Genomic DNA, 21,959 nt, shown 5'->3' on the forward strand with positions numbered 1-21,959 from the left:
GCCCGGCGCGCGAACGCCGGGCAACCGTGCTTGTGGCGCATCCTTCGAGACGCGCGCGTTGCGCGCTCCTCAGGATGAGGGCGGCGGCTTACGCCGCGATAATCTCCTGCCTCTGCTCGCCGAGACCCTCGATGCCGAGGCTGACGACGTCGCCGACATTGAGGAAGGTCGGCGGCTTCATGCCGAGGCCGACGCCGGGCGGGGTGCCGGTCGTGATGACGTCGCCGGGCAGCAGCGTCATGAACTGCGAGACATAGGAGATGCACTTGGCCATGGAGAAGATCATGGTCTTGGTCGAGCCGGTCTGGCGGCGCTGGCCGTTGACATCCAGCCACATCGACAGGTTCTGAACGTCCTTGATCTCGTCCTTGGTTGCGAGCCACGGACCGAGCGGGCCGAACGTGTCGTGCGACTTGCCCTTGGTCCACTGTCCGAGGCGCTCGATCTGGAAGGCGCGCTCGGAGACGTCGTTGCAGACGCAGTAGCCGGCGACATAATTTAGCGCGTCGGCTTCCGAGACATATTTCGCACGGGTGCCGATGATCGCGGCGATCTCGACCTCCCAGTCGAGCTTGGTCGAGCCGCGCGGCTTTTCGACCGCATCGTTCGGGCCGGACAGCGATGTGTTTGCCTTCATGAAGATGATCGGCTCGCTCGGGATATCGGCGCCGGTCTCCTTGGCATGGTCGGAGTAGTTGAGGCCGATCGCGACGAATTTCGAGATGCCGGTGACGGGCGCGCCGAACCGCGGCTTGCCGGAGACCGCGGGCAGCGAGGTGGGGTCGAGCGCCGCCAGCTTCTTCAGGCTCTCGGGCGAATAGGCCTCGCCGGTGAGGTCCTTCAGATGCGCCGACAAGTCGCGCAACTGGCCGGATTTGTCGATCAGGCCGGGCTTTTCCGCACCCTTTTCGCCATAACGAACAAGCTTCATTCTCGTTTCTCCCTAGGAATGGACCGATCGGTTAAACAGCTTCATGGAACAGGGCGGCGGGAAATTCAACCGCCCAGAGCGGGGCGCATTGCAGCCCTCTGGATTCGATGGGCGGACGGCGCTCTTGTGTCCCGGACGCGGCGCGGCATGAAATGACGCGACGCAGAGCCGGGACCCAGATACATGGGCCCGGGCTTAGCAGCGCATCACTTCGTGCTGCGCAGCATCCGGGGCACGAGACTTAGGCTAGCGCCAAAAACCTGAATGCCTCTCCATCCCGCCTGATATGCCCGGCCGAAAAGTGCCCGCCGATCATCAGCGTCGGCGTGTCGGCAAAGCGGCCGAACAATTCGCGCCGTGTCTTTGCGGATTGGCTCTGGTCGGAATCGGCCGTCGAGGACCAGTCGAGATGTGCCATCTGGCAAGGGTGATGGGCGACGTCACCCGTGAGCAGACCCTGTTCGCCATCCGATCGGATGAGAATGCTCATATGGCCGGGACTGTGGCCGGGGGTCGGGATCATGCTGATCTCCTCGCACAGCTGGTGATCGCTCGGGATCAGATCGGCCCGGCCGGCATCGACGATCGGCTTCACGGAATCCTCGAACACGGCCCGCTTGTCCGGCTCGGTCGAATGTTCCAGCCAATGCTCGTATTCGGTCTTGCCGAAGACGTAGCGTGCCTTGGCAAATGTCGGCACCCACCGGCCGTCGACCAGCCGCGTATTCCAGCCGACATGATCGACATGAAGATGCGTGCATAGCACCGTGTCGATGCTGTCGGGCGCAAAGCCCGCCGCCATCATCGTCGCCAGGAACGGCGTGGTGCGGTTGTTCCAGGTCGGAACATTGCGGCCCTGCTTGTCGTTGCCGAGGCCCGTATCGACAACGATGCGGCGCGAAGGCGTCTCCACCACCAGCGAATGGATCGACATTTTCAGCCGGCCCTCTTCGGTGGCAAAATGCGGGATCAGCCAGGGCAGCTTCTGAACCTCTGCGTTGCTCGCGAGCGGCAGGATGAAGCGGGTCGAGCCGACCGTCTCCAGCTCCACAATCTTGGTGATTTTGACTTGGCCGACCTTCCACTGCATCCGGCGCCTTCCCATGTTCTTGCCTTGATGCCGAAAGATGCGCCGTTTCCGCCATCAAGCGCAATGGATCATCTGACGCGGTGCGGCGTTATCGCGGGAACCCCAGGAAAAAGCCGAAGAGGAAGCCATGCCAGAGCTTGCGATTTCCGCGGAGAAGGTCGCCTTCATCATCGAGAAGGCGCGTGAATTCGACGTCAAGGAGGGCGATTCCGATCCGGATTCCGGCTCGAACGCGAGCGATGACGACGCGCTCGATGTTCTCGAGGATGACGGCTCCGATCCGGTCGTCCAAGAACTTGGAAGCTTCATGATCGCCCTGAACGAGGACGAACAGCTCGATCTCGTCGCGCTGACATGGCTCGGTCGCGGTGACGGCACGATTGACGAGTGGGACGATTTGCGCGCCCGCGCGGTGGAGGCGCGCACCGAATATCGCAGCCCGCGCCGCGAAACCGTGCATTATCTGCTTGGCGAGCCGATGCTGGGCGATCTGCTCGCCGATGGTCTCGACGAATTCGGCATCGACTGGACCAACGAGCGCACGACGGCCGACTCGTCTGGTCCGAGCCAGCAGGACGAAGACGAGCCGACGAAGCAGCGGTGATGATCGGGCTCTGACGCCTCCACATCGTCATGGCCGGGCTTGACCCGGCCATCCACGTCTTACTTTGCCGAACAAAGAACGTGGATGCCCGGGACAAGCCCGGGCACGACGATCTTTCGTGGAATGCGCCGCTGCGGATGCGATGATAAGTTACAACGTCCCCGGAAACGCGCCGCCATCCAGGAGGATGTTCTGCCCCGTAATGAAGCCGGCCTTGGCGCCGCACAGGAAGGCGCAGGCATAGCCGAATTCGTCGGGCTGGCCGAAGCGGCCGGCGGGGTTGAGCTTGGCGCGCTCGGTCAGGATCTGCTCGGCCGAGACGCCGCGCTTGTCGGCCTCGGCCTTTGCGGTACCGGTCAGGCGATCCGTCTCGAACGGGCCGGGCAGCAGGCCATTGATGGTGACGTTGTTGATCACGGTCTTGCGCGACAGGCCGGCGATGAAGCCGGTGAGGCCGGCGCGCGCGCCGTTGGAGAGGCCGAGGATGTCGATCGGCGCCTTCACCGCGGCCGAGGTGATGTTGACGATGCGGCCGAACTTGCGCGCCATCATGCCGTCCACGGTCGCCTTGATCAGCTCGATCGGCGTCAGCATGTTGGCGTCGATCGCCTTGATCCAGTCGTCGCGGGTCCAGTTGCGGAAATCGCCGGGCGGTGGGCCGCCGGCATTGTTGATCAGGATGTCGGGCTCGGGGCAGGCCTTCAGCACGGCTTCGCGCCCAGCCGGCGTCGTGATGTCGCCGACGATCTCGGTGACCTTCACATCAGGATAGGCTTTTCGGATCTCGTCCGCCGTTTTCTTCAAAGCTTCCGCGCCGCGCGCGGTCAGCGTGACGTCAACGCCGGCATCAGCCAGCGAGATGGCGCAGGCGCGCCCGAGACCCTTGCTGGATGCGCAGACGATGGCGCGGCGACCTTTGATCCCAAGATCCACTGTTTCACTCCCGTAATGTCAGGCAGGTTTTGGATGCCGCTATTCTAGCCAACATCGGTGCCGCTGATAAGGCATGGGCTCGCATCAAAATGCATAGCGCGTCCGCGCGGCGATGCAAATGCGCAGGCATGATCCGGAAAAGTGCGTATCGATTTTCCGAAAAGATCATGCCCAAACAACAAAGGCGCGATCTTCTCGCGCGTCAGATGCGCCGCTCCTGCTTGAGGCGGTCGATCGCGGAGCTCGCTTCCGGGGGCAGCGATTTGAAGCCCATCTGACCCGCCGTCGAGAACAGCGGCCGCAGATGCGAGCCGGCGAGAAACGGCGGCTGTTTGTTGGCCGGCACGATCTGGTCGAACACCAGGACCAGCGTGGTGGCGACGAGACCGACCCTGATGGCGCCGAGCGCGGCGCCGCCGAGCCGGTCGCCGATACCGGCGTCGCGGATGGTGTCGTTCAGCACCAGGCGGCCGATATAGCCGAACAGCACGCCGACCACCACGAAGATGCCGAACAGCCAGATCCAGTTCTGCAGCAGAGGCGCATTCGGATTGCCGGCGATTTGCGGCGCGATCAGCGGCATCAGCGCGACCGCGATCGGCGCAGCGAGGAGATAGGCGAGGATGGTCATGGCGCTGCGGAGCAGGCCGGTCCTGAAGCCGAAGCCGGCCGCGATGGCGAGCGCGGCATAGACGGCGAGATCGAAATTGTTCATGAGCAAACCTGCCTCAATGGAACGAATGAACGCCGGACCGATCATTCCGGTTTCAGATCGCTAAAATCGTCTGTATTGATGGCTCCAAAAGCTCGAGGGTTACGCCAATGTCAGGCCTATTCGACGTCAGTAAAGAAACCATCCTCGTCACGGGCGCGAGCCAGGGGCTGGGGCGGCAATTTGCCCGGGTGCTCGCCGCTCACGGGGCGGCCGTCGCGCTCGCGGCGCGTCAGGCCGACAAGCTGAAGAGCCTGGAGGAGGAAATCCGCGGCAAGGGCGGCCGCGCCGCCGCGGTCGCGCTCGACGTCACCGACACCGCCTCGATCGCGCGGGCCGTCGATGCGGCAGAGGCTGCGCTCGGTCCCGTCACGGTGCTGATCAACAATGCCGGCATCGCCATCGAGAAGCTCGCCACCGAGCAGACCGAAGCGGATTGGGACGCGGTGATTGGCGCAAATCTCAAGGGCGCCTATTTCCTCGCGACGGAAGTCGCGCGGCGCATGATCGCGCGCAAGCAGTCAGGCAACATCGTCAACATCGCCTCCGTGCTCGGCACCGGCGTCCTGAAGGCGGTGTCGCCTTACGCGATCTCCAAGGCCGGCATCATCCAGGCCACCAAGGCGATGGCGCTGGAGCTCGCCGGCCAGAACATCCGCATCAACGCGCTCGCGCCCGGCTATATCGACACCGAGATGAACCACGCCTTCTGGTCGACCCCCGCAGGCGAGCGCCTGGCCAAGCGCATCCCGCAGCGCCGTGTCGGCGCCGAGTCCGATCTCGACGGCGCGATTCTGCTGCTGGCGTCACAGGCGTCGCGGTACATGACGGGGAGTGTGATTACCGTCGACGGTGGTTTCCTGTTGAACTAAGTCCCACCGTCGTCCCGGACAAGCGCGTCTCAAGCGCGCGCAGATCCGGGATACATAACCGCAGCTGCCGACTAACCCGTTCGGATCATATCCGCCGCCTTCTCCCCGATCATGATGGTCGGCGCATTGGTGTTGCCGCCGATCAGCGTCGGCATGATCGAGGCGTCGACGACGCGCAAGGCCTCGACGCCGTGTACCTTCAGTGCCGGATCGACCACGGCCAACGCATCCGTCCCCATCTTGCAGGTGCCGACGGGGTGATAGACGGTATCGACGCGATTGCGCAAAATGTTGCGGATGTCGTCGTCGGTTCGCACGTCGGACGTGAACATGTCCTTCTTCTGCAGCGCGCGCAGCGCCGGCGTCTCCATCAGCCGCCGCGTGGTCTTGAAGCCCGCGACCATCGTATCGAGATCCTCCGCTTCGCCCAAAAAAATCGGATCGATCATGGGCGCTGCGAGCGGATCGGCGCTCTTCAGCGACACGCTGCCGCGGCTCTTCGGCCGCAGCAGGCAGACATGGCACGAGAAGCCCGCCTCCTTGTGCTTCTTGCGGCCGTGGTCGTCGAGCATCGCGATGACGAAGTGAAGTTGGATGTCCGGTACGTCAAGGTCAGGCCGGGTTTTCAAAAAGCCGCCGCACTCGGCGAAATTGGTGGTCATCAGGCCGCGCCGTTCACGGCGATAGCGCTGGATGGCACGGAGCAGGGACGGCAACCGGCCGAGCGAGGCATGAACGAAGTGCGGATAGTCGGAGGCGTAGACGAACACGAAATCCGGGTGGTCCTGCAGATTGCGCCCGACGCCGGGCAGATGATGGAGCACGCCAATGCCGTGCGTTCGAAGCGCATCGCCATCGCCGATGCCCGACAGCATCAGCAATTGCGGTGACTGGAAGGCGCCGCCGGCAAGGATCACCTCGCGGCGCGCGCGCAGCTGCTTGGTCTGCTTGCCCTGCACATATTCGATGCCGACGGCGCGCGCCCCTTCGAACAGGATTTTCGTGGCGTGTGCCCCCGTCTCGACGCGCAGATTTGTGCGCTTGTCGATGTGGGGGTGCACATAGGCGCGCGCCGCGCTCCAGCGTTCGCCATTGTGCTGCGTCACCTGATAGCTGCCGAGCCCTTCGTGATCCTCACCGTTGAAGTCCTCGCGAATGCGGAACTGCGCCTCGCGTGCGGCCTGATGGAAGATATCATGGATCGGATTGTCCGCGCGGAGCCGGTTGACATGCAGTGGGCCGCCCTTGCCGTGATACTCGCCGTCGAAATCGGAATTGTTCTCCGAGCGCTTGAAATAGGGCAGCACGTCCGCATACGACCAGCCGGCATTGCCGAGCGAAGCCCAGTGGTCGTAGTCCCATTTGTGGCCGCGGATGTAGACCATGGCGTTGATCGCCGAGGAGCCGCCGAGGCCCTTGCCGCGCGGCTGATAGCCGATGCGGCCGTTCAGTCCCTTCTGCGGCACCGTGTCGAAGGCCCAGTTGGCCGTTTTGTAGGGCAGGGCGAGCCCAAACGGTGTGGTGATGCGCCAATTGTCGTTCGTCCCGCCCGCATCGAGCAACGCCACGGACGTCGCCGCATCCTCCGACAGCCGCCCAGCAATTGTGCAGCCGCCGGAGCCCGCGCCCACGACGACGAAATCGAATGTATCGGTCACTTGTTCCCCCGTCATTGTCATTCCGGGGCGATGCGGAGCATCGAACCCGGAATCTCGAGGTTCCGGGTTCGCTTCGCGCCCCGGAACGACTGCCCCCTACGACATGAACCGCATCAACTTCTCCAACCGCGCGATCTTGCCGCCATAGGGCGGATAGAGATCGGCGAGGCGGTTGAACTTGGAGCGATAGAATACCGGCTTCAACTTGCTGAACGTGCGAAAGCCCCATTCGCCGTGATAGGCGCCGGTGCCGGATGCGCCGACGCCGCCCATCGGCTGGTTGATTTGCGTGAAGTGAAACAGGCAGTCGTTGATGGTGGCGCCGCCGGAGATGGTGCGGGCCAGCACCTCGTCGCGCGCGGTGCCGTCCTTGCCGAACCAGTACAGCGCCAGCGGCCGGTCGCGATGGTTGATGAAGGCGATGGCGTCAGTGGGATCGCGATAGCCGAGAATCGGGAGCACCGGCCCAAAAATCTCCTCCTGCATCGCCGCCATCGCGTCGGTCGCCCCGACGATCAGCGTCGGCGGGAATTTGCGGTGCGCCTTCCAGTTCGGATCGTCCGCTTTCGCCGGCTGCAGGATTTTGGCGCCGCGCTCCGCCGCGTCCGCGACGAGGCCTTCGAGCCGGGTGTAATGCCGGTCCGAGATGATCGAGGTGTAGTCCTTGTTCGCCGGATCGGTGCCGAACATCCGCCGCATCTGGGCGCGCACGTTCTCGGCGAAAGCCTGCAACGAGCGCTCCGGCACCAGCACATAGTCCGGCGCGATGCAGGTCTGCCCTGCATTGAGCAACTTGCCGTAGGCGATGCGCTCGGCCGCTTCATCGAGGTCGGCCGAGGCGTCGATGATCGCAGGCGACTTGCCGCCGAGCTCGAGGGTAACCGGCGTCAGGTTACGCCCCGCGGCCTCCGCGACCAGCCGCCCGACCCGGGTCGAGCCGGTGAACACGAGGTGATCGAACGGCAGGCGCGCAAACGCCTCTGCGATCTCGCCCTCGATGCCGGTGACGAGCAGCTCGGTCGCATCGAATCGCGCGGCGACCGTCTCCTTCAGTAGGCCTGCGAAGTGCGGCGTGAGCTCGCTCGGCTTGATCAGGACGCGGTTGCCGGCCGCTAGCGCGCCGATCGCGGGCGCGAGCGTGAGCTGGAGCGGATAATTCCAGGGCGCGATGATGCCGACGACGCCGAGCGGCTGCGGCATCAGCCGGTTGCGCGCCGGCAGGAATTGCAGCGCGGTCGCGACCCGCTGCGGCGCCATCCAGCTCTTGAGGTACTTTGTGGCGTGCCGGATCTCGGAGAACAGCAGCATCGTCTCGGCGATGGTGGTCTCGACCGCCGAGCGGTGGCCGAAATCGGCCGAGATCGCCTGCCGGAAACGCTCCTCATTGTCGGCGACCACGCTGCGCAGCCGCGCCAGCCGGTCAAGCCGCTCGGCAAGGCCGGCCGGCGGCTGGTCCCGCGACGGCACGACCATGGCGTGGAAGGCCTCCTCCAGCGCTCCGACCGGGGCGCTCGTCAGGGATTTGTCCACGGCGATCCTCCCTCACCGGCGTTTCAGCCTTAATCTTGTTGCCGCAAGCTGGCCCTTTGTGGAACTTCTGGCAAGAGCACAGGGAACGCAGCCGAAATCGGTCGCTTCCCCTGTCATAGAGTCGAAAAAAACGTTCCCGCAGCCCTTTCCAAAGGCAGCTCGCCTTGATACATACGCCCCGCACCCGACGGGCTTTGCCCCGGGTTGCCTTCCAAGGAAGCCTTTGGGACGGACGAGAAAAGCCACGCGAACAGCGCAGGCCTCAACCGACCGTCCCCGGGATCCAACTGAAGGCAAAGCAAGTGTTTAACGCGGGGTGGAGCAGCCCGGTAGCTCGTCAGGCTCATAACCTGAAGGTCATAGGTTCAAATCCTATCCCCGCAACCAAATTCGGATTTTACCGGATCCGATACGAAAATGGCCCGCGAAAAGCGGGCCATTTTTGTTTTGGGCGACGGATCGTCGAACTGTCTCGGGCCGTCAGCGCAATGACGATTCATTCCAGGCTCATCGCGCTTTAGTCCCGGCTGCGCACTCCGCTCGGACTGTCGCCGAACCGCAGCCGGAACAGGCGGTTGAAATGCGACACGCTGGAGAATCCGACTTGCGCGGCGATCTCGGCGATGGGCCGGTTCGGAAACCGTGTGAGCAGCGCGAAGGCGCGCTTCAACCGCAGCTCGTTGACGCGCGCGACGAATGATGCGCCGGACTGCTCGAGCAATTCCTGCAGGTAGCGCGGCGAAATGTCCTGTTGGCGCGCAACGCTTGCGACCGAAAGCGCGGGATCGGCGAAGTGCTTGCCGATATGCTCGATGGCCGATGCAAGCCGCGCCGCGGCAACGGCGCCCTTGCCTTGCTCGAGCGTGCCGCGGTTCGCGCCAATGGCGAGCGCGGCAAGGTCGTGGATGTGATTGACGATCACCTGCTGCAAGGCAGGCTCGGTCGGCTCCATATCGGCCTGGATCATCCGGAGGTAGCGCAGAAACAGCTGCAGCGCCTGCTGGCGGCCGGACACCGGCTTCATGAACACGCTGCTGACATCATGCAGGCGCTCGGCGAGCGGCGTTCGCGGAAAGAGCAGCGCGAGGTGAGTTGTTCCGCACAGCCGGCCGGGCTCGTCCGGACGTACGAGCACCGCGTCGCCGAGGTTCAGCGTCACCTCGGTACCACGCTGAAACGCCAGTGCCGACGCACCGAGATTGACGATCATTCCGACGGAGTCGTCACTGGCCGCCGCCTGCGCGCGCGTCCGCTCGAGCGCCGCCGCCGTGCCGTCACACAGCGCCATTCGCACGCCCGGCAATCTCTGCAACATGGCCTCGGCGCGGAACGGGACCTCCGGCGCCAGCGGCGCAATATCGACATTGACGATGGTCCTGCCGAACTCCTCCCGCCAGCGGGTCAGCCTGTCACGTTCGGGAAGCTCGTCCGTCGTAAACCGCGTCGGCTTTGGGTCAATGTCATCGACATGCATGGCGATTGGCACCGGGAAGTTTCGGCAACCGTAACCATTCGGCTTAAGTACGGCAACGTGCATAGCGACGGTGTTATGCTGCTTTTTTCGGCGCTGGCGCGGGGAAGTGTTCGCAAAAAGAAAAGAGCGAGTTCGCAATAGATCAACGACCAGCCATCGCGCCGAACGCCCGATTCCTCATGCGACGCGCGTGCACAAGCGTGGACAACCTCGTCTCATGCGTTGCAATGCTGTTGAAACGGCGCCGCCCGTTCCTCGCCGACTCGCAATTTGCAAAGCCCGTCGCGCCTTAGATCAAGCGCGCGGAAAGCGTTGTTGCGCCTCGACGACAGCCCTCCCGCGCCAACCATGCCAGATTGTCCCGAGCGCTCGATTCAACGCCGAGCGCGCCGCTGGTTACGGGTTTGTCGGCAGCGCAGCGCGCCGCGCTGACAGCAGGGAATGGGACGCCAAAGCGTTTCCCTTGGAGGGGTCATGAAGTTCAGCACGTTGTTCGATCGCAGGCGAAACGCATTGCTGACCAGCGCGGCTCTGGGCTTGATTCTGGCAAGCGGCCTCACGACGGCGGGACATGCCGACGGCGGAACCGGCGGTGCGTCCGGCTTGGTCGCTGGCGGTGCGGGGGGTATCGGCGATTCCGGCGCGGCGGGAAGTGACGGTACTTCCAACGTAAACGGCGCTAACAGTTTCGGCAGCGGCGGCGGTGGTGGTGCCGGCGGAGGCGGAAGCGGGGGCGCGGGCGGCGGCATTCTCGGCGGTCCGGGTGGCGCGGGCGGCACGGCGGGTTCTCCAAACGGAGCGATAGGTAACAGCGGTGGCGGCGGCGGTGGTGGATTCAACGGCGTTGTGGGGGGCAACGGCGGCAACGGAGGCAGTGGGCAAAGCGTTACGGGCGGCGTTTTTGTCGCTGGAACCTTTGCTGTCGATGGGGCCGGCGGCGGTGGCGGCGGCGGCGGTGGCTCTGGCATTGGCACCGGCGGATCTGGCGGCGCGGGTGGCGGCGGAGGGACACCGATAATGAGCGCCTCATCGTCAGGCGCAGGGGATATTGTCACGGCGATTATCAGTGGCGGCGGTGGCGGAAACGGTGGCGATGGCGGCGTGGGCAACCTGCAAGGCGGATCGTTCAGCACCAGCGGCGTCGGCGGCGCTGGAGGCGCGGGCGGAATAGGGGGCGAGGGCAACGCTGATGTTACGGCGACCGGTTCGGGAGCAACTGCGAATGCGACCGGAACTGGAGGCAACGGCGGCAACGGCAGCAATGGCGGCGTCGGAAATTTGCAAGTCGGGTCGTTTACCTTCAATGCCAACAGCATCGGCGGCGCGGGTGGTGCGGGCGGGGCTGGCGGCCAGGGTATCGCAAAAGCAACTGGCAACGCGGTCGACGGTGCTGCAAGCGCGACGGCGACTGGTGGGACCGGCGGCACCGGAGGCAACGGCGGTGCAGGGCTTGAAGTCACGGGCTCGAACGTGACCGTGATCAACGCAGCAACGTCAACCGGCGGCAACGGCGGCGCTGGAGGTCACGGCGGTGCCGCCAACGCCACTGCATCGGGCGAATTCGCCACGGTTGTCTCAACCGGCGGGAACGGTGGCAAAGGAGGCATCGGCGGTGCCGGTGCAGTGTTTATCGGTTCGGGTGTCAGCTTCACCAATCTCGGCGCAGTGCAGGCCGGAAGCGGTGGTGGCGGCGGAACCGGCGGCAGTGCCGCGCATACGATAAGTGGTTTGCTCCAATCCATCACGTCGAACGTAGGCGACGCGGCCATGGGTGGCGCCGGCGGTACAGGTGTTCTGTTTGGCGGAGCCAACTCGTTTTTCAACAACGCAGGATCTGTCGCCGGCGGCGCGGGAGGTGCAAGCATTGGGTTGATAGCCGGGGGGCAAGGCGGGGCCGGGGTGCAATTCGCGGCGTCCGGAGCGAGGCTCGTCAATTCCGGCCAGATTTCCGGCGGCGATGGCGGTGCCTCATTCGGTCCCAATAAAGGTGCCGGCGGTGCCGGCGTCATTGGCTCCGGCCTCACAATCAGCAACAGCGGCACGATCAGCGGCGGTCTCGATGGCGGCGGAACCGTCAGGCAATTTGCGATCGAGCTGACCGGTGGCTCCAATGCCATCAGTCCGGGCGGCACCATCACCGGCGGAATCCAATTGCAGGCTGGTTCGCTGATGCCGGCGCTGCCCGGCTCGACGGTTGGCGCAACGCTGAACGTCAACGGTCCGATGTTCCTGGCGCCAGGTTCGGCCTACACCATCCGCGTTGGCGGCGCGGCCAACGATTCCATCACCGCCACCGGCGTTGCGACGGTGTCCGGCGCGACGGTGTCGGCGACGATCGCCGGCGGTTCGGGCAGTCCGCTCGGCCAGCACGCCATCATCACGGCCAGCGCCATCAGCGGCACGTTTGCCTCGCTCTCCGCGTCATCGACGTCAGCCTTCCTGCAGGAATCGCTGTCGTACGATGCGACGCACGTCTACCTGAACATTACCGGCAACGGCGCAGACGGCACTGTGGACTTCACGACGGTGACGCAGACGGTCAACCAGTTCAACGTCGCGTCCGCGCTGAACGCCGCTGGCAACGCCAATGGCTTCAGCGGGCCGCTCTTCAACGCCCTTGTGGGTCTTTCCGCCGCGCAGGCGCGCGCCGCGTTCACGGTCCTTGATGGCGAAGCGGCGACAGGGGCGCAGCGCGCCTCCTTCCGCTTCATGGACCAGTTTCTCAATTTGATGCTCAATCCCTTTGTCGACGGCCATTTCGGCGCCGTCACGGGCGGTGGTGTCACCGGCTTTGCGCCGGAGGAGCAGGCCAATCTGCCGCCGGAATTGGCGCAGGCCTACGCATCGATGTTCAAGGCGCCGCCACCTGCAAGCTTCGAGCAGCGCTGGAGCCTGTGGAATGCGGCGTTCGGCGGCAGCGGCAAGACCAGCGGCGATCCCGTGATCGGCTCGACCGACACCCGCCTCAGCACCTACGGTTTCGCCGGCGGTATCGATTATCGCCTCTCGCCCTCGACGGTGATCGGCCTGGCCGCGGCCGGCGGCGGCACCAATTGGGGATTGTCGAACAGTCTCGGCAGCGGCCGCAGCGAGTCCGCGCAAATCGGCGCTTATGCAAGGACCGTGATCGGCCCGGCCTACATCGCCGAGTCGATCGCCTTTGCCAATCACTGGTTCACGACCGACCGAACCGCGCTCGGCGGCAATCTGCGTGCGACCTTCACCGGCCAGAGCATCGGCGCACGCATCGAAGGAGGTTACCGTCTTGCCGTGACGCCCAACTTCGGGATCACGCCCTATGCGGCGGCGCAGGCGCAGGCATTTCGCTCCGGCGCCTACAGCGAGACCGACGTGAATAATCTGGGCTTCGGCCTGACCTATACAGCCAAACAAGCCACCGATGTTCGCACCGAGCTCGGGGCCCGTTTTGATCATCCGACATTGCTCGGTGGCACGCCGCTGATCGTGCGCGCGCGGCTGGCCTGGGCACACGATTTCGTCGACACGCCTTCGCTCAATGCGGCGTTTCAGGCGTTGCCGCTCTCGAATTTCACGGTGTTCGGCGCGCCGATCCCGCACGACTCCGGCCTCGCCTCGATCGGTGCGGATTGGTATCTGAACCAGAACTGGAAACTGCTTGCCAAATTCGATGGTGAATTTGCCAAGCGCTCGGACCTCTACGCCGGCACAGTGGCGCTGCGGTACTCCTGGTGATGCGAGCGTTCAGGAAGCAAAGGGCGCCACCGCGGATTTTACCGGATCCAATATGAAAAGGGCCCGCATCACGCGGGCCATTTTTGTTTGGGGGACGACCGCGCGAAGCCGCGATTCTTTGGTGCTGGTTCGGACAGGGACATGACGGGCCGCCGCTCCATTGGCGTGCATGCCGCGCGCAACAGCACTGCATGATTGAAGGAACACGGTCTCGATCCGCGCGTCATCTTTGTCGCCGGGCCCATCAGGCACTTGCTTTCCGGCTGTCTGTCATTCGGAAGGGCTGGTCCAATGAAGTTCGAGGATTTCGAGGCCGCCGATGTTCAGGCGGAGGAAGCGCGGATTTTCATCCGTCGGGCCGGTTCGGGACCGGCGATTCTCCTGCTGCACGGATTTCCCCAGACGCATCTGATGTGGCGAGACGTTGCGCCGTTGCTCGCGCAAGACTTCACGGTCGTTTGCGCCGATCTTCGCGGATATGGTCGCAGCGCTTGTCCGCCCTCCAGCCCGGACCACGCGCCATATTCGAAACGGGCGATGGCAAAGGACATGGTGTCCGTCATGGCAAGGCTTGGCTTCGACCGCTTTTCGGTTGCGGGCCATGATCGCGGTGGCCGTGTCGCTTACCGGCTCGCGCTCGACCATGGCAACCGCGTGGAGCGGCTCGCCGTCCTCGACGTCGTTCCGATCGCCGATGCCTGGGAGCGTGCCGACAAAGAACTGGCGGTCGGCTATTGGCCCTGGTCGTTGCTCGCGCAGCCTGAACCTCTCCCTGAGCGGCTATTGTCCGCAGCTCCCGATGCCGTCATCGACAATGCGCTCCATGGCTGGGGGTCGCGAGCAGACAGTTTCAGTCAGGCCGTCCGGACGTCCTATGTCGAGGCATTGCGCGATGAGGCGCATGTTCACGCGATCTGCGAGGAATATCGAGCGGCGGCGACGATCGATCATGAGCACGATCTGGCGGATCGCAATTCCGGCCGCCGGATTGATTGCCCTGTCCTGATCCTCTGGAGCCGCCGCGGCCCGTTGAATTCCTGGTATGCGAGCGAGGGCGGCCCCTTGGGGCTATGGCGGTCCTGGGCCGATGACGTGCAAGGAAAGCCGCTCGATGGAGGACATTTCTTTCCGGAGGATATTCCGCAGCAGACGGCCCTTGAGCTGAATCGATTCTTCGGGAGCGATAGCTAGTTGCGCGTCCGCAACCTGCGAAGATGGCTCGCTCGCATCCGGCGCGATGCCCACCACGATCTTGGTGCTGTCGGCATGCGACCGCCCCTCCGGCCAGAACTGGCCGACCTTGATGGTGCCTTCGACCTCCAAGAGTCCAACGGGCATCGGCCGCTCCTCTTAAACCGGCGCGGTCGCTCCCCTTGAGGCGGCGACCCGCGCGCGGCCCTGGCAAACAAAACGCCCGCGCACCTCAAGTGCGCGGGCGACGATCGAAGCCGGTTGGGTCTGCAGATCAAGACCTGTGCGGACAGACCATCGTCAGATTCAGCAGCGTCGGCTTGTCCGAGCCCTTCTTGTATTCCCACTCCAACCGGATCTCGTGCCGATGGGCATAGGCATCGCTTGCCGCGTGGCTGATGATCTTCGTCTTCATCGGGATCGGCGGCTCCGAGTTGAAGCATTTCCGCACGCAGGCATCGAGCAGGTCACATCGTGTCAGCGGGATGACGCCGGGCTCGTCCTTGGAGAGCGGGACCGTGTTCGGCTGGGTGCTGAGGTCGACCCGAGCCCGGCCCTTCTCCTTGTGCCAGTACTTGGCGCTGCCCTGCGGCCATATCGACGGCGGGTTCAAGATCAAATGGTACTGGCCGTATTCCAGGGTCGGCAGGTCGATGTCATCGGATGCCTTGAGCTTGGCGACGCTCTTTTTCATGTTCGCGAGGGGATAGTAATTGGCGTTCATCAAGTCTCGAAATGCCTTGCCGCTATATACCAGTCCGGCCATCGCCTCTTTCCTCGATATGTCTGTTTGTCAAAAACCGTAGCGTCTGGCCGCAACTTCGCGTCACGCGGCGGCCGATCACACAATTTGTTGTGTGCAGGCACGCTACCATCCACGACTGCACTTCGTCCAGCGAGCTACCATCCGGTAAGGTCGCGTATCCCGCAAGCCTAATTGCCATGTAGTCCTCTATTGGTAATGTAAGCCGAAGGTCTCGCGGGCGCGGGTAGCGAAGACTGCTGAGGCAGTCGTTTGAAGGCGCTGGAATGCATTGCTTCGCGTGTCAGTCGGCGATCGGTCCGGGCGATAGCTGGTGCTCCAAATGCGGAGCGGCGGTCCGCGAGCGCGCTGAGCCCGACAGCGAACGGCGGTTCGTGACCATTTTGCGCGCCGACGTCGTCGATTCCACTGGACTTGTTGCCGAGCTGGAGCCGGAGGCGGCGGTGTCGCGCCTTGAACCGGCTCTCGCGGCGATGAGAGGCGCGGTGCGCCAGTTTGGCGGCATCGTCAGCAAGGAGCTCGGGGACGGGCTGGCCGCGGTGTTCGGTGCCCCGATCGCCGACGACAACCACGCGCCGCTCGCCTGCCACGCGGCCATCGAGCTCGTCCGGCGTGTTGGCAGCCTGGGCGATCCCGGCCTTCAGGTCCGGGTCGGGCTCCACTCGGGCCATGTGGTCGCCTACATGGTCGCCAGCGAATTTTCCAAGGTTTATGAGATCGGCGGGGCCGCCCAGCATCTGGCCGCGCGGCTGGAAGCGGCGGCCGAGGCGAACCAGGTCTACGTCTCTGAGGCCTGTCAGAAGCTGGCGGACGGGCATGTCCGCTTCGAATTCCTGGGTCGCAAGACGCTCCGCGGTTTCGGCGAGCCGATGCCCGTGTACCGGGTCATGGGCGCGAGCGATCTTTCGAGCTGGCGGGTCCGGCGTGCGCGCAGTGTTTCCCGATTTGTCGACCGCACGACGGAGCGGGCCTTGCTGTGGCGTGCGGCCGAAAGGGTCAGCGCCAGCCGCCAGACCGTTCTGCTCATGGGTGACGCCGGCATCGGAAAGTCGCGGCTTGCGCACGAGTTCGCGCAGGATCTTCGCGCCAGCGGCTGGCGGCTGATCGATGCCGAGTGCAGCCCGAATCTCCAGGGCGCGCCGTACAGCGCCCTCAAGCGATTGTTGCTGTCGATCTTCGACTTGGCCGCAAGGGATCAGGTCAGGGCGGATGATCCCAGAGGGGCGTTGCCGGCCGTGCAGCAGCGAGCCATCGACGCGGTCCTGGACCTGCCGATCTCCGATCCGCAATGGGACGAACTGGAGCCGCACGCGCGCGGTCGCGCGATTTCAGATGCGAGCTGCGCGATCGTCGAGAGCATCGCCCGTCGTCAGCGCACGATCCTTCTGATCGAAGACCTGCATTGGATCGATCGGGCCAGCGATACGGTCATGGCCACTCTCTCCGCGCTGCAATGTCCCGATTTGCTCGTGCTGCTGACCACGCGGCCCAACGGGATGCCGGTGTGGATTGCGCGCTGTCACGCAGAGATCGTGGCGATGCGGCCCCTCGACGACGATTCGGGCCTGGCCATGCTCGCGGAAATGCTCGGCCCCGCCACCACCAACGCGGACCTGAAGAACCGGATCATCTCCCACACCGCCAACGTCCCGCTGTTCATCGAGGAAGTCTGCCGCAGTCTGAAGGATAGCGGCTTGCTCCTCGGTCAGTGGGGCGACCTGTCTCTTGCGCGTCCCGTGGAAGAGCTCGGCATTCCCACCAGCATTCAAGGTGTGATCGCGGCGCGGCTCGATCGCGTGTCACGACAGGAACGGTCGCTCCTGCAGATCGCCGCGGCGTTTGGTCCCCGGACAAACCAGGCCCTGCTTCGGAAGATCGCGGCCTTGCCGGAAGGCGTGCTGCAGGATTGCCTCACCGCGCTCGACCGGGCCGAACTGCTCGTCAGGATCGATAGCGAGTTGGAGGACTCGCTCGAATTTCGGCACGAGATGGTCCGGCAGGTGACCTACGATTCCATGGTCGAAAAGGTGCGCGAAAGCATCCATGCCAGCATCCTCGCAGCGCTCGAGGACGACGAGGCATCGAACGACGGGCCGGACGCGCTCTGCTATCACGCGACGAGGGCGAAGGATTGGCAGAAGGCGTTTCACCATGGCAGAAGCGCCGCTCGAAAATGTCTGGTGCGCTCAGCCTATGCCGACGCGGTCGACTATTTCGAGATCGCGATGGGGTCTCTCGACAAGACCCCGGTGACGCAAGCGCGAGAAGCAGACGCCATCGATCTCCGGATGGAGGCGCGTTTGGCCTTTGCCGGATCGGGGCGCGTCGCCGAAGCCCTGGATCTGGGACGCGAAGCCGAACGGCGCGCCGATGCAATCGGCGACATCGGGCGCAAGATCGCGGCCATGACCGTGAGAGCAGGCGCGCAGAACTTCTACGGAACGCCGGTCGAAGCTGTCGCGATCGGGGAAGAGGTCGTGCGTCTGGCGGAAAGCTCAGGCAATCCCGGCTGGCGTAATCTCGCACAATATGGTCTTGGGCAGGCCTATTTTCTCTGCGGCCGCTATCATAGCGCCGAGAAGATGCTGGCCGCGGCACGTGCCGGTCTCGTGGGCTCGGCATCGAGTGCCCCGATCGGCACGACTCCACGATCCTTGCTCCTCCTCTGCTGCATGATGAACGCCATCACCCACACCGTCATGGGCGAGCGCGACACTGCCGAGCAGCTTCAGCAACAGGCGGCTGCGATCGCGGAGGAGACCGGACGTCCCTACGACCGCGTCGCCGCCGCCTATAGCGGCGGCTGCCTGATGCTCGGCCGGGGCGACCCGGCGGCGGCCGCCGCCATTCTCGAAGACGGGTTTGTGCTGGCGCAGAAGCACGGCATCCGCCTGTTCGTGCCGGTGCTCGCCTGCCACCTCGGCATGGCCTATCTGGAGCAGGGGCTGTTCGACCGGGCGCGCGGCATGCTGACCGAGGCGCGCGAGGAGGCCAAGGCGGTCGGCTACACCTCGGCGGTGCTGCGCAGCTCGATCTACCTTGCGCTCGCGACCTGCCGCCTCGGCGATGTCAGGACCGCGCAGAACATGCTGCGCGAGGCGCGCAACACCGCCCGCCAGCAGGGGTTTTCGGGCCTCGAGGCCGAGGCCCTGTTCGGCGAAGCCGTTGTGACGCCCGCCTCGAGTACCGAGAGCAGGGCGGCCATCCTTACCGCGCTGCGTGCCGCCATCGCGATCGCCTCCGAAAGCGGCGCGGGGCCGCTCCAGCGCAAGGCCGAGGCGATGCTGACCGAGGTGCTCGCCCAGGGCAGTGAGCTGATCTGACGCCGCGCCCGGCAAGGTCTGCGCCTCACCAAACCGCCGGCCCAAAATGCCGAACGAATCTCGTAGGCAGCACAAAGGGTTAGCTACTGTGCATGGGGTTGTTTTCGACATAATTGGTCGGGCGCCGCCTCCAGACGGCTGCGAGAGGCAGCCTCGCTCACCGCAGTGACGAGCCCCTTGCACCAACGCCAAGGTGGGCTACCGTTGGTGACTAGCCGCAGGGCCAGGTGACTTTTGATCTCGATTTTTTAGCATCGCATTTTGCCGGCGCCGCCATGGCGCGACGCCTACCGGATGAGGCGGGGCCATGATCACACGGGACCAGTCAGCTTTGTTGGCGCCGGTCGAGCGCGACCTCAGGCTCGATCTCTTCCGCGGCATCGGCTTGTGGATGATCTTCCTCGATCACATCCCGCACGACGTCGTGGCCTGGCTGACGCTGCGCAATTACGGCTTCAGCGATGCGGCCGAATTCTTCGTCTTCATCTCCGGCTATCTGGTCGGCTGGATCTACGGCCCGATCGTCGCCGGGGGCTGGTTTCTCGCCGCGATGAAGCGGCTGTGGCGGCGTGCGGCCGAGCTGTATGTCGCGCACATCATGCTGTTCCTGCTGTTCACCGCGCAGATCGCCCGCACCGCGCGCCGCTTCGACAATCCGATGTACCAGCATGAGTTCAACGTGTTCAACTTCCTGGCGCATCCGGACGAGCTGATCGGGCAGGCGATCGTGCTGAAATACAAGCCGGTCAATCTCGACGTGCTGCCGCTCTACATCACGCTGGTGCTCGCCTCACCTTTCATCGTCTGGTGCCTGGTGCGCCGGCCGAACCTGACGCTCGCCGCCTCGGTCGTGCTCTACGTGCTGGCGCGCTGGTTCAACTGGAACATCGCCTCCTACCCGCCCGGCACGACCTGGTACTTCAATCCGTTCTGCTGGCAGTTGATGTTCGTGTTCGCGGCCTGGTGCGGCGTCGGCCAGATCGACAAGATCGCCAGATGGGTGTGGTCGAGGGCGGCGATGGGTCTGGCCGCGGCCTGGCTGGTGTTCGCGCTGCTGATCGTGATGACCTGGCACGTTCCCGCGCTCGAGGCGCTGATCCCGAAATGGATGATCAAGGCGATCTACCCGATCGACAAGACCGACCTCGACATGCTGCGCTTCACGCATTTCCTGGCATTGGCAATCTGGGTCACCCACTTCCTCTCGCGCAAATGGCGGGCGCTGCATGGGGTCTGGCTGCGCCCCGTGATCCTCTGCGGCCAGCACTCGCTGCCGATCTTCTGTCTCGGTGTGTTCCTGTCGTTCTCGGCGCACTGGATCCTGACGCAATACACCAAGGGCGTCTGGGAGCAGTTCGCCGTCTCCATCGTCGGCATCGTCATCATGGTCGGCGCGGCCTGGCTGCTCAACCGCGCCGAGCGCGTGCCGAACCTGTTCGTGAAGGTGACGGAGGTCGAGGAGCCGGAGATGGTCGAGAGCGCGCAGGCCGCGACCGCCGGCGCGGCCCCCGCGAGCCGCTGAAGCACCGTCCGCATGTCCTGGAGAGCCCAATGCCCAAAGGTTTGTTGACGATCGCCGGCACTCTGCTGTTTCTCGTCTGCGGTGCATCGGCGCAGGCGCCGTCGCCGGAGGCGATGAGCGCGGCACGCAAGCTCGTCGTCACCTTGAAGATCGCCGATCAATACCGCGCATTGCTGCCGCAGCTCCTGCTCAAGCTTCGGCCCGTGGTTGCGCAGGACAGGCCGGAGATTGAGCGCGACTACGATGCGGTGACGGCACCCGGCTCAGAGATCTATGCTCCGTTCGTAGCGTCCATGGTCGAGCAGATCGCGGCGTTCTATGCCCAGAGCTTCACGGTGGACGAGCTGCGCCAGATCGAGGCGTTCTATGCCCAGCCGGCCGGGAAGAAGTTTTTGGAGAAGTCGGACGCGCTGGCGCAGGCGAGTGCGCAAATCGGCCAGGACGTCAGCCAGAAGGCCGCCGACGAACTGAAGCAGCGCCTGATCGAGGCGCTGCGCCAGAAGGGGCACAAGCTGTAGAGCCGCGCGCTAAGCCAGGAATGCGCGGAACCGCCGCAGCGCGATCAGGAAGAAGATGCCGCCGATCACGGCGAGCGCGACCAGCTGCGGCCACACCGCCTCCAGGCCCGCGCCGCGGAACAGGATCGCCTGGGCGAGCATCACGAAATGCGTGTTGGGCGCCGCCAGCATGATGTCCTGGACGAATTGCGGCATGCTCTCCCGCGGCGTCATGCTGCCCGACAGGGTCTGCAGCGGCAGCAGGATCATGATCAGCAGCAGCCCGAACTGCGGCATCGAGCCGGCGACGGTGGCGAGGAAGATGCCCATGCTGGTGGTGGCAAACAGCTGCAGCGCGGCGCCGACGAGGAACAGCGCCAGCGAGCCGTCGATCGTCACCTCCAGCCATCCCTTGACGACGAAGGCGATCGACAGCCCAGAGGCGACCAGCACCACGGCCCCCATCGACCAGACCTTGCTCACCATGATCTCCAGCGGCGTGACCGGCATCACCAGGAGGTGCTCGATGGTGCCGTGCTCGCGCTCGCGGATCAGCGCCGCACCCGTCAGGATGATCGAGAGCATCGTGATCGAGGTGATCACGTGGTCGATGGCGCCGAACCAGGATTTCTTCAGCTCCGGATTGAACCGCGCCCGCAGCGCCAGCTCGATCGGCGCGGCCTGGGCATCGCGCGTATGCGCCAAAAACTCTGCGACTTCCGCGCTGACGATCTGCTCGACATAGCCGCCGCCGTTGAACGCCTGCGAGATGCGTGTCGCATCGACGTTGAGCTGGATCGTGGGCGATTTGCGCGCCAGCAGGTCGCGTTGGAAGTCGGGCGGGATGTCGAGTGCGAAAGTGTCGAGGCCGGCGTCCATCCTCCGGTCCATCTCATATTGCGAGATCAGGCGCGGCGCGGAGAAATAGGGCGCGGTGAACGCCATCTCGATGCGGGTCGAGATCGGCGAATGGTCCTCGTCGACGACCGCGATCGCGGCGCGGTTCAACGTTTCCGGCAGCGCCTTTGCGCCGGCATAAACCGCCAGCGTGAAGGAATAGACGATGAGCACGAGCAGAGTGGGGTCACGCACCAGGCCGCGCAATTCCTTGATGCCGAGCTGGAATACGTTGTCGAAGCGCATGG

The 21,959-nt window shown here is 64.6% G+C and carries 16 protein-coding genes and 1 tRNA gene; 8 read left to right on the forward strand and 9 right to left on the reverse strand.

The features are described 5' to 3' along the window. Positions 1-88 precede the first annotated feature (88 nt). Together GGD65_RS34220 and GGD65_RS34225 are read right to left on the reverse strand one after the other, a co-directional pair. On the reverse strand, positions 89-931 hold the full coding sequence (locus tag GGD65_RS34220; RefSeq protein ID WP_183238108.1) for a fumarylacetoacetate hydrolase family protein: 843 nt from the start codon (positions 929-931) through the stop codon (positions 89-91). Positions 932-1,172: 241 nt separating this feature from the next. Continuing rightward, entirely contained in the window at positions 1,173-2,021 is an 849-nt protein-coding gene (locus GGD65_RS34225) for an MBL fold metallo-hydrolase (RefSeq protein WP_183238109.1), read from the reverse strand. Between the two features lie 127 nt (positions 2,022-2,148). Between GGD65_RS34225 and GGD65_RS34230 the strand changes: the two genes are divergently transcribed. After that, positions 2,149-2,625 carry a DUF3775 domain-containing protein gene (locus tag GGD65_RS34230; RefSeq protein WP_183238110.1) on the forward strand — a complete coding sequence of 159 codons (477 nt, stop codon included), beginning with the start codon at positions 2,149-2,151 and terminating at the stop codon, positions 2,623-2,625. Positions 2,626-2,775: 150 nt separating this feature from the next. Here GGD65_RS34230 and GGD65_RS34235 read toward each other — a convergent pair whose 3' ends face one another. Together GGD65_RS34235 and GGD65_RS34240 are read right to left on the reverse strand one after the other, a co-directional pair. Further along, entirely contained in the window at positions 2,776-3,558 is a 783-nt protein-coding gene (locus tag GGD65_RS34235; protein WP_018321389.1) for an SDR family oxidoreductase, read from the reverse strand. A gap of 202 nt (positions 3,559-3,760) precedes the next feature. Further along, positions 3,761-4,273, reverse strand: a complete 513-nt coding sequence (locus GGD65_RS34240) for a CvpA family protein (protein ID WP_183238111.1) — start codon at positions 4,271-4,273, stop codon at positions 3,761-3,763. Positions 4,274-4,380: 107 nt separating this feature from the next. On the opposite strand from GGD65_RS34240, the gene GGD65_RS34245 reads away from it, so the two are divergent. Further along, the gene (locus GGD65_RS34245; protein ID WP_028140629.1) at positions 4,381-5,142 is read left to right on the forward strand and encodes an SDR family oxidoreductase; all 762 of its coding nucleotides are present in this window, start codon (positions 4,381-4,383) and stop codon (positions 5,140-5,142) included. Between the two features lie 71 nt (positions 5,143-5,213). Here the strand turns inward: GGD65_RS34245 and GGD65_RS34250 are convergent, their stop codons facing one another. After that, positions 5,214-6,800 carry a GMC family oxidoreductase gene (locus GGD65_RS34250; protein WP_183238112.1) on the reverse strand — a complete coding sequence of 529 codons (1,587 nt, stop codon included), beginning with the start codon at positions 6,798-6,800 and terminating at the stop codon, positions 5,214-5,216. A 96-nt stretch (positions 6,801-6,896) separates the two neighbouring features. Next, on the reverse strand, positions 6,897-8,273 hold the full coding sequence (locus tag GGD65_RS34255) for a coniferyl aldehyde dehydrogenase (protein ID WP_246783511.1): 1,377 nt from the start codon (positions 8,271-8,273) through the stop codon (positions 6,897-6,899). A 367-nt stretch (positions 8,274-8,640) separates the two neighbouring features. Between GGD65_RS34255 and GGD65_RS34260 the strand changes: the two genes are divergently transcribed. Beyond that, positions 8,641-8,717: transfer RNA gene (locus tag GGD65_RS34260), tRNA-Met, on the forward strand. A gap of 130 nt (positions 8,718-8,847) precedes the next feature. Here the strand turns inward: GGD65_RS34260 and GGD65_RS34265 are convergent. After that, positions 8,848-9,804: an AraC family transcriptional regulator gene (locus tag GGD65_RS34265; RefSeq protein ID WP_183238114.1), complete on the reverse strand. Its 957-nt coding sequence runs from the start codon at positions 9,802-9,804 to the stop codon at positions 8,848-8,850. 474 nt (positions 9,805-10,278) lie between these two features. Between GGD65_RS34265 and GGD65_RS40885 the strand changes: the two genes are divergently transcribed. Both GGD65_RS40885 and GGD65_RS34275 read left to right on the forward strand, forming a co-directional pair. Then, positions 10,279-13,518 carry an autotransporter outer membrane beta-barrel domain-containing protein gene (locus tag GGD65_RS40885; RefSeq protein WP_210317468.1) on the forward strand — a complete coding sequence of 1,080 codons (3,240 nt, stop codon included), beginning with the start codon at positions 10,279-10,281 and terminating at the stop codon, positions 13,516-13,518. 291 nt (positions 13,519-13,809) lie between these two features. Then, the gene (locus GGD65_RS34275; RefSeq protein ID WP_183238116.1) at positions 13,810-14,709 is read left to right on the forward strand and encodes an alpha/beta fold hydrolase; all 900 of its coding nucleotides are present in this window, start codon (positions 13,810-13,812) and stop codon (positions 14,707-14,709) included. A gap of 274 nt (positions 14,710-14,983) precedes the next feature. Here GGD65_RS34275 and GGD65_RS34280 read toward each other — a convergent pair whose 3' ends face one another. Continuing rightward, positions 14,984-15,475 carry a hypothetical protein gene (locus tag GGD65_RS34280; protein ID WP_018321397.1) on the reverse strand — a complete coding sequence of 164 codons (492 nt, stop codon included), beginning with the start codon at positions 15,473-15,475 and terminating at the stop codon, positions 14,984-14,986. Between the two features lie 263 nt (positions 15,476-15,738). Between GGD65_RS34280 and GGD65_RS34285 the strand changes: the two genes are divergently transcribed. The 3 genes from GGD65_RS34285 to GGD65_RS34295 all read left to right on the forward strand — a co-directional run bounded on the left by GGD65_RS34285 (position 15,739) and on the right by GGD65_RS34295 (position 20,835). Beyond that, positions 15,739-18,795, forward strand: coding sequence for an AAA family ATPase (locus GGD65_RS34285; RefSeq protein ID WP_183238117.1), 3,057 nt, complete (start codon positions 15,739-15,741; stop codon positions 18,793-18,795). 307 nt (positions 18,796-19,102) lie between these two features. Continuing rightward, positions 19,103-20,317 (forward strand): OpgC domain-containing protein, encoded by a 1,215-nt coding sequence (locus GGD65_RS34290; RefSeq protein ID WP_179737964.1) that lies wholly within the window; start codon positions 19,103-19,105, stop codon positions 20,315-20,317. A gap of 29 nt (positions 20,318-20,346) precedes the next feature. After that, positions 20,347-20,835, forward strand: a complete 489-nt coding sequence (locus GGD65_RS34295) for a DUF2059 domain-containing protein (RefSeq protein WP_183238118.1) — start codon at positions 20,347-20,349, stop codon at positions 20,833-20,835. 9 nt (positions 20,836-20,844) lie between these two features. On the opposite strand, the gene GGD65_RS34300 is transcribed toward GGD65_RS34295, so the two are convergent. After that, positions 20,845-21,957, reverse strand: coding sequence for an ABC transporter permease (locus GGD65_RS34300; protein WP_018321401.1), 1,113 nt, complete (start codon positions 21,955-21,957; stop codon positions 20,845-20,847). Positions 21,958-21,959: the final 2 nt, after the last annotated feature.

The organism is Bradyrhizobium sp. CIR18, assembly GCF_014198295.1.
In the GTDB taxonomy this organism is placed as follows: Bacteria; Pseudomonadota; Alphaproteobacteria; order Rhizobiales; family Xanthobacteraceae; genus Bradyrhizobium.

Bases quoted from the DNA above. Each gene is read 5' to 3' on its own strand.
- GGD65_RS34220 (WP_183238108.1), bottom strand. From the start codon at position 931: ATGAAGCTTGTTCGTTATGGCGAAAAGGGTGCGGAAAAGCCCGGCCTG.
- GGD65_RS34290 (WP_179737964.1), top strand. From the start codon at position 19,103: ATGATCACACGGGACCAGTCAGCTTTGTTGGCGCCGGTCGAGCGCGAC.
- GGD65_RS34280 (WP_018321397.1), bottom strand. From the start codon at position 15,475: ATGGCCGGACTGGTATATAGCGGCAAGGCATTTCGAGACTTGATGAAC.
- GGD65_RS34275 (WP_183238116.1), top strand. From the start codon at position 13,810: ATGAAGTTCGAGGATTTCGAGGCCGCCGATGTTCAGGCGGAGGAAGCG.
- GGD65_RS34245 (WP_028140629.1), top strand. From the start codon at position 4,381: ATGTCAGGCCTATTCGACGTCAGTAAAGAAACCATCCTCGTCACGGGC.
- GGD65_RS34265 (WP_183238114.1), bottom strand. From the start codon at position 9,804: ATGCATGTCGATGACATTGACCCAAAGCCGACGCGGTTTACGACGGAC.
- GGD65_RS34285 (WP_183238117.1), top strand. From the start codon at position 15,739: ATGCATTGCTTCGCGTGTCAGTCGGCGATCGGTCCGGGCGATAGCTGG.
- GGD65_RS40885 (WP_210317468.1), top strand. From the start codon at position 10,279: ATGAAGTTCAGCACGTTGTTCGATCGCAGGCGAAACGCATTGCTGACC.
- GGD65_RS34225 (WP_183238109.1), bottom strand. From the start codon at position 2,021: ATGCAGTGGAAGGTCGGCCAAGTCAAAATCACCAAGATTGTGGAGCTG.
- GGD65_RS34230 (WP_183238110.1), top strand. From the start codon at position 2,149: ATGCCAGAGCTTGCGATTTCCGCGGAGAAGGTCGCCTTCATCATCGAG.
- GGD65_RS34295 (WP_183238118.1), top strand. From the start codon at position 20,347: ATGCCCAAAGGTTTGTTGACGATCGCCGGCACTCTGCTGTTTCTCGTC.
- GGD65_RS34300 (WP_018321401.1), bottom strand. From the start codon at position 21,957: ATGCGCTTCGACAACGTATTCCAGCTCGGCATCAAGGAATTGCGCGGC.
- GGD65_RS34255 (WP_246783511.1), bottom strand. From the start codon at position 8,273: ATGGTCGTGCCGTCGCGGGACCAGCCGCCGGCCGGCCTTGCCGAGCGG.
- GGD65_RS34240 (WP_183238111.1), bottom strand. From the start codon at position 4,273: ATGAACAATTTCGATCTCGCCGTCTATGCCGCGCTCGCCATCGCGGCC.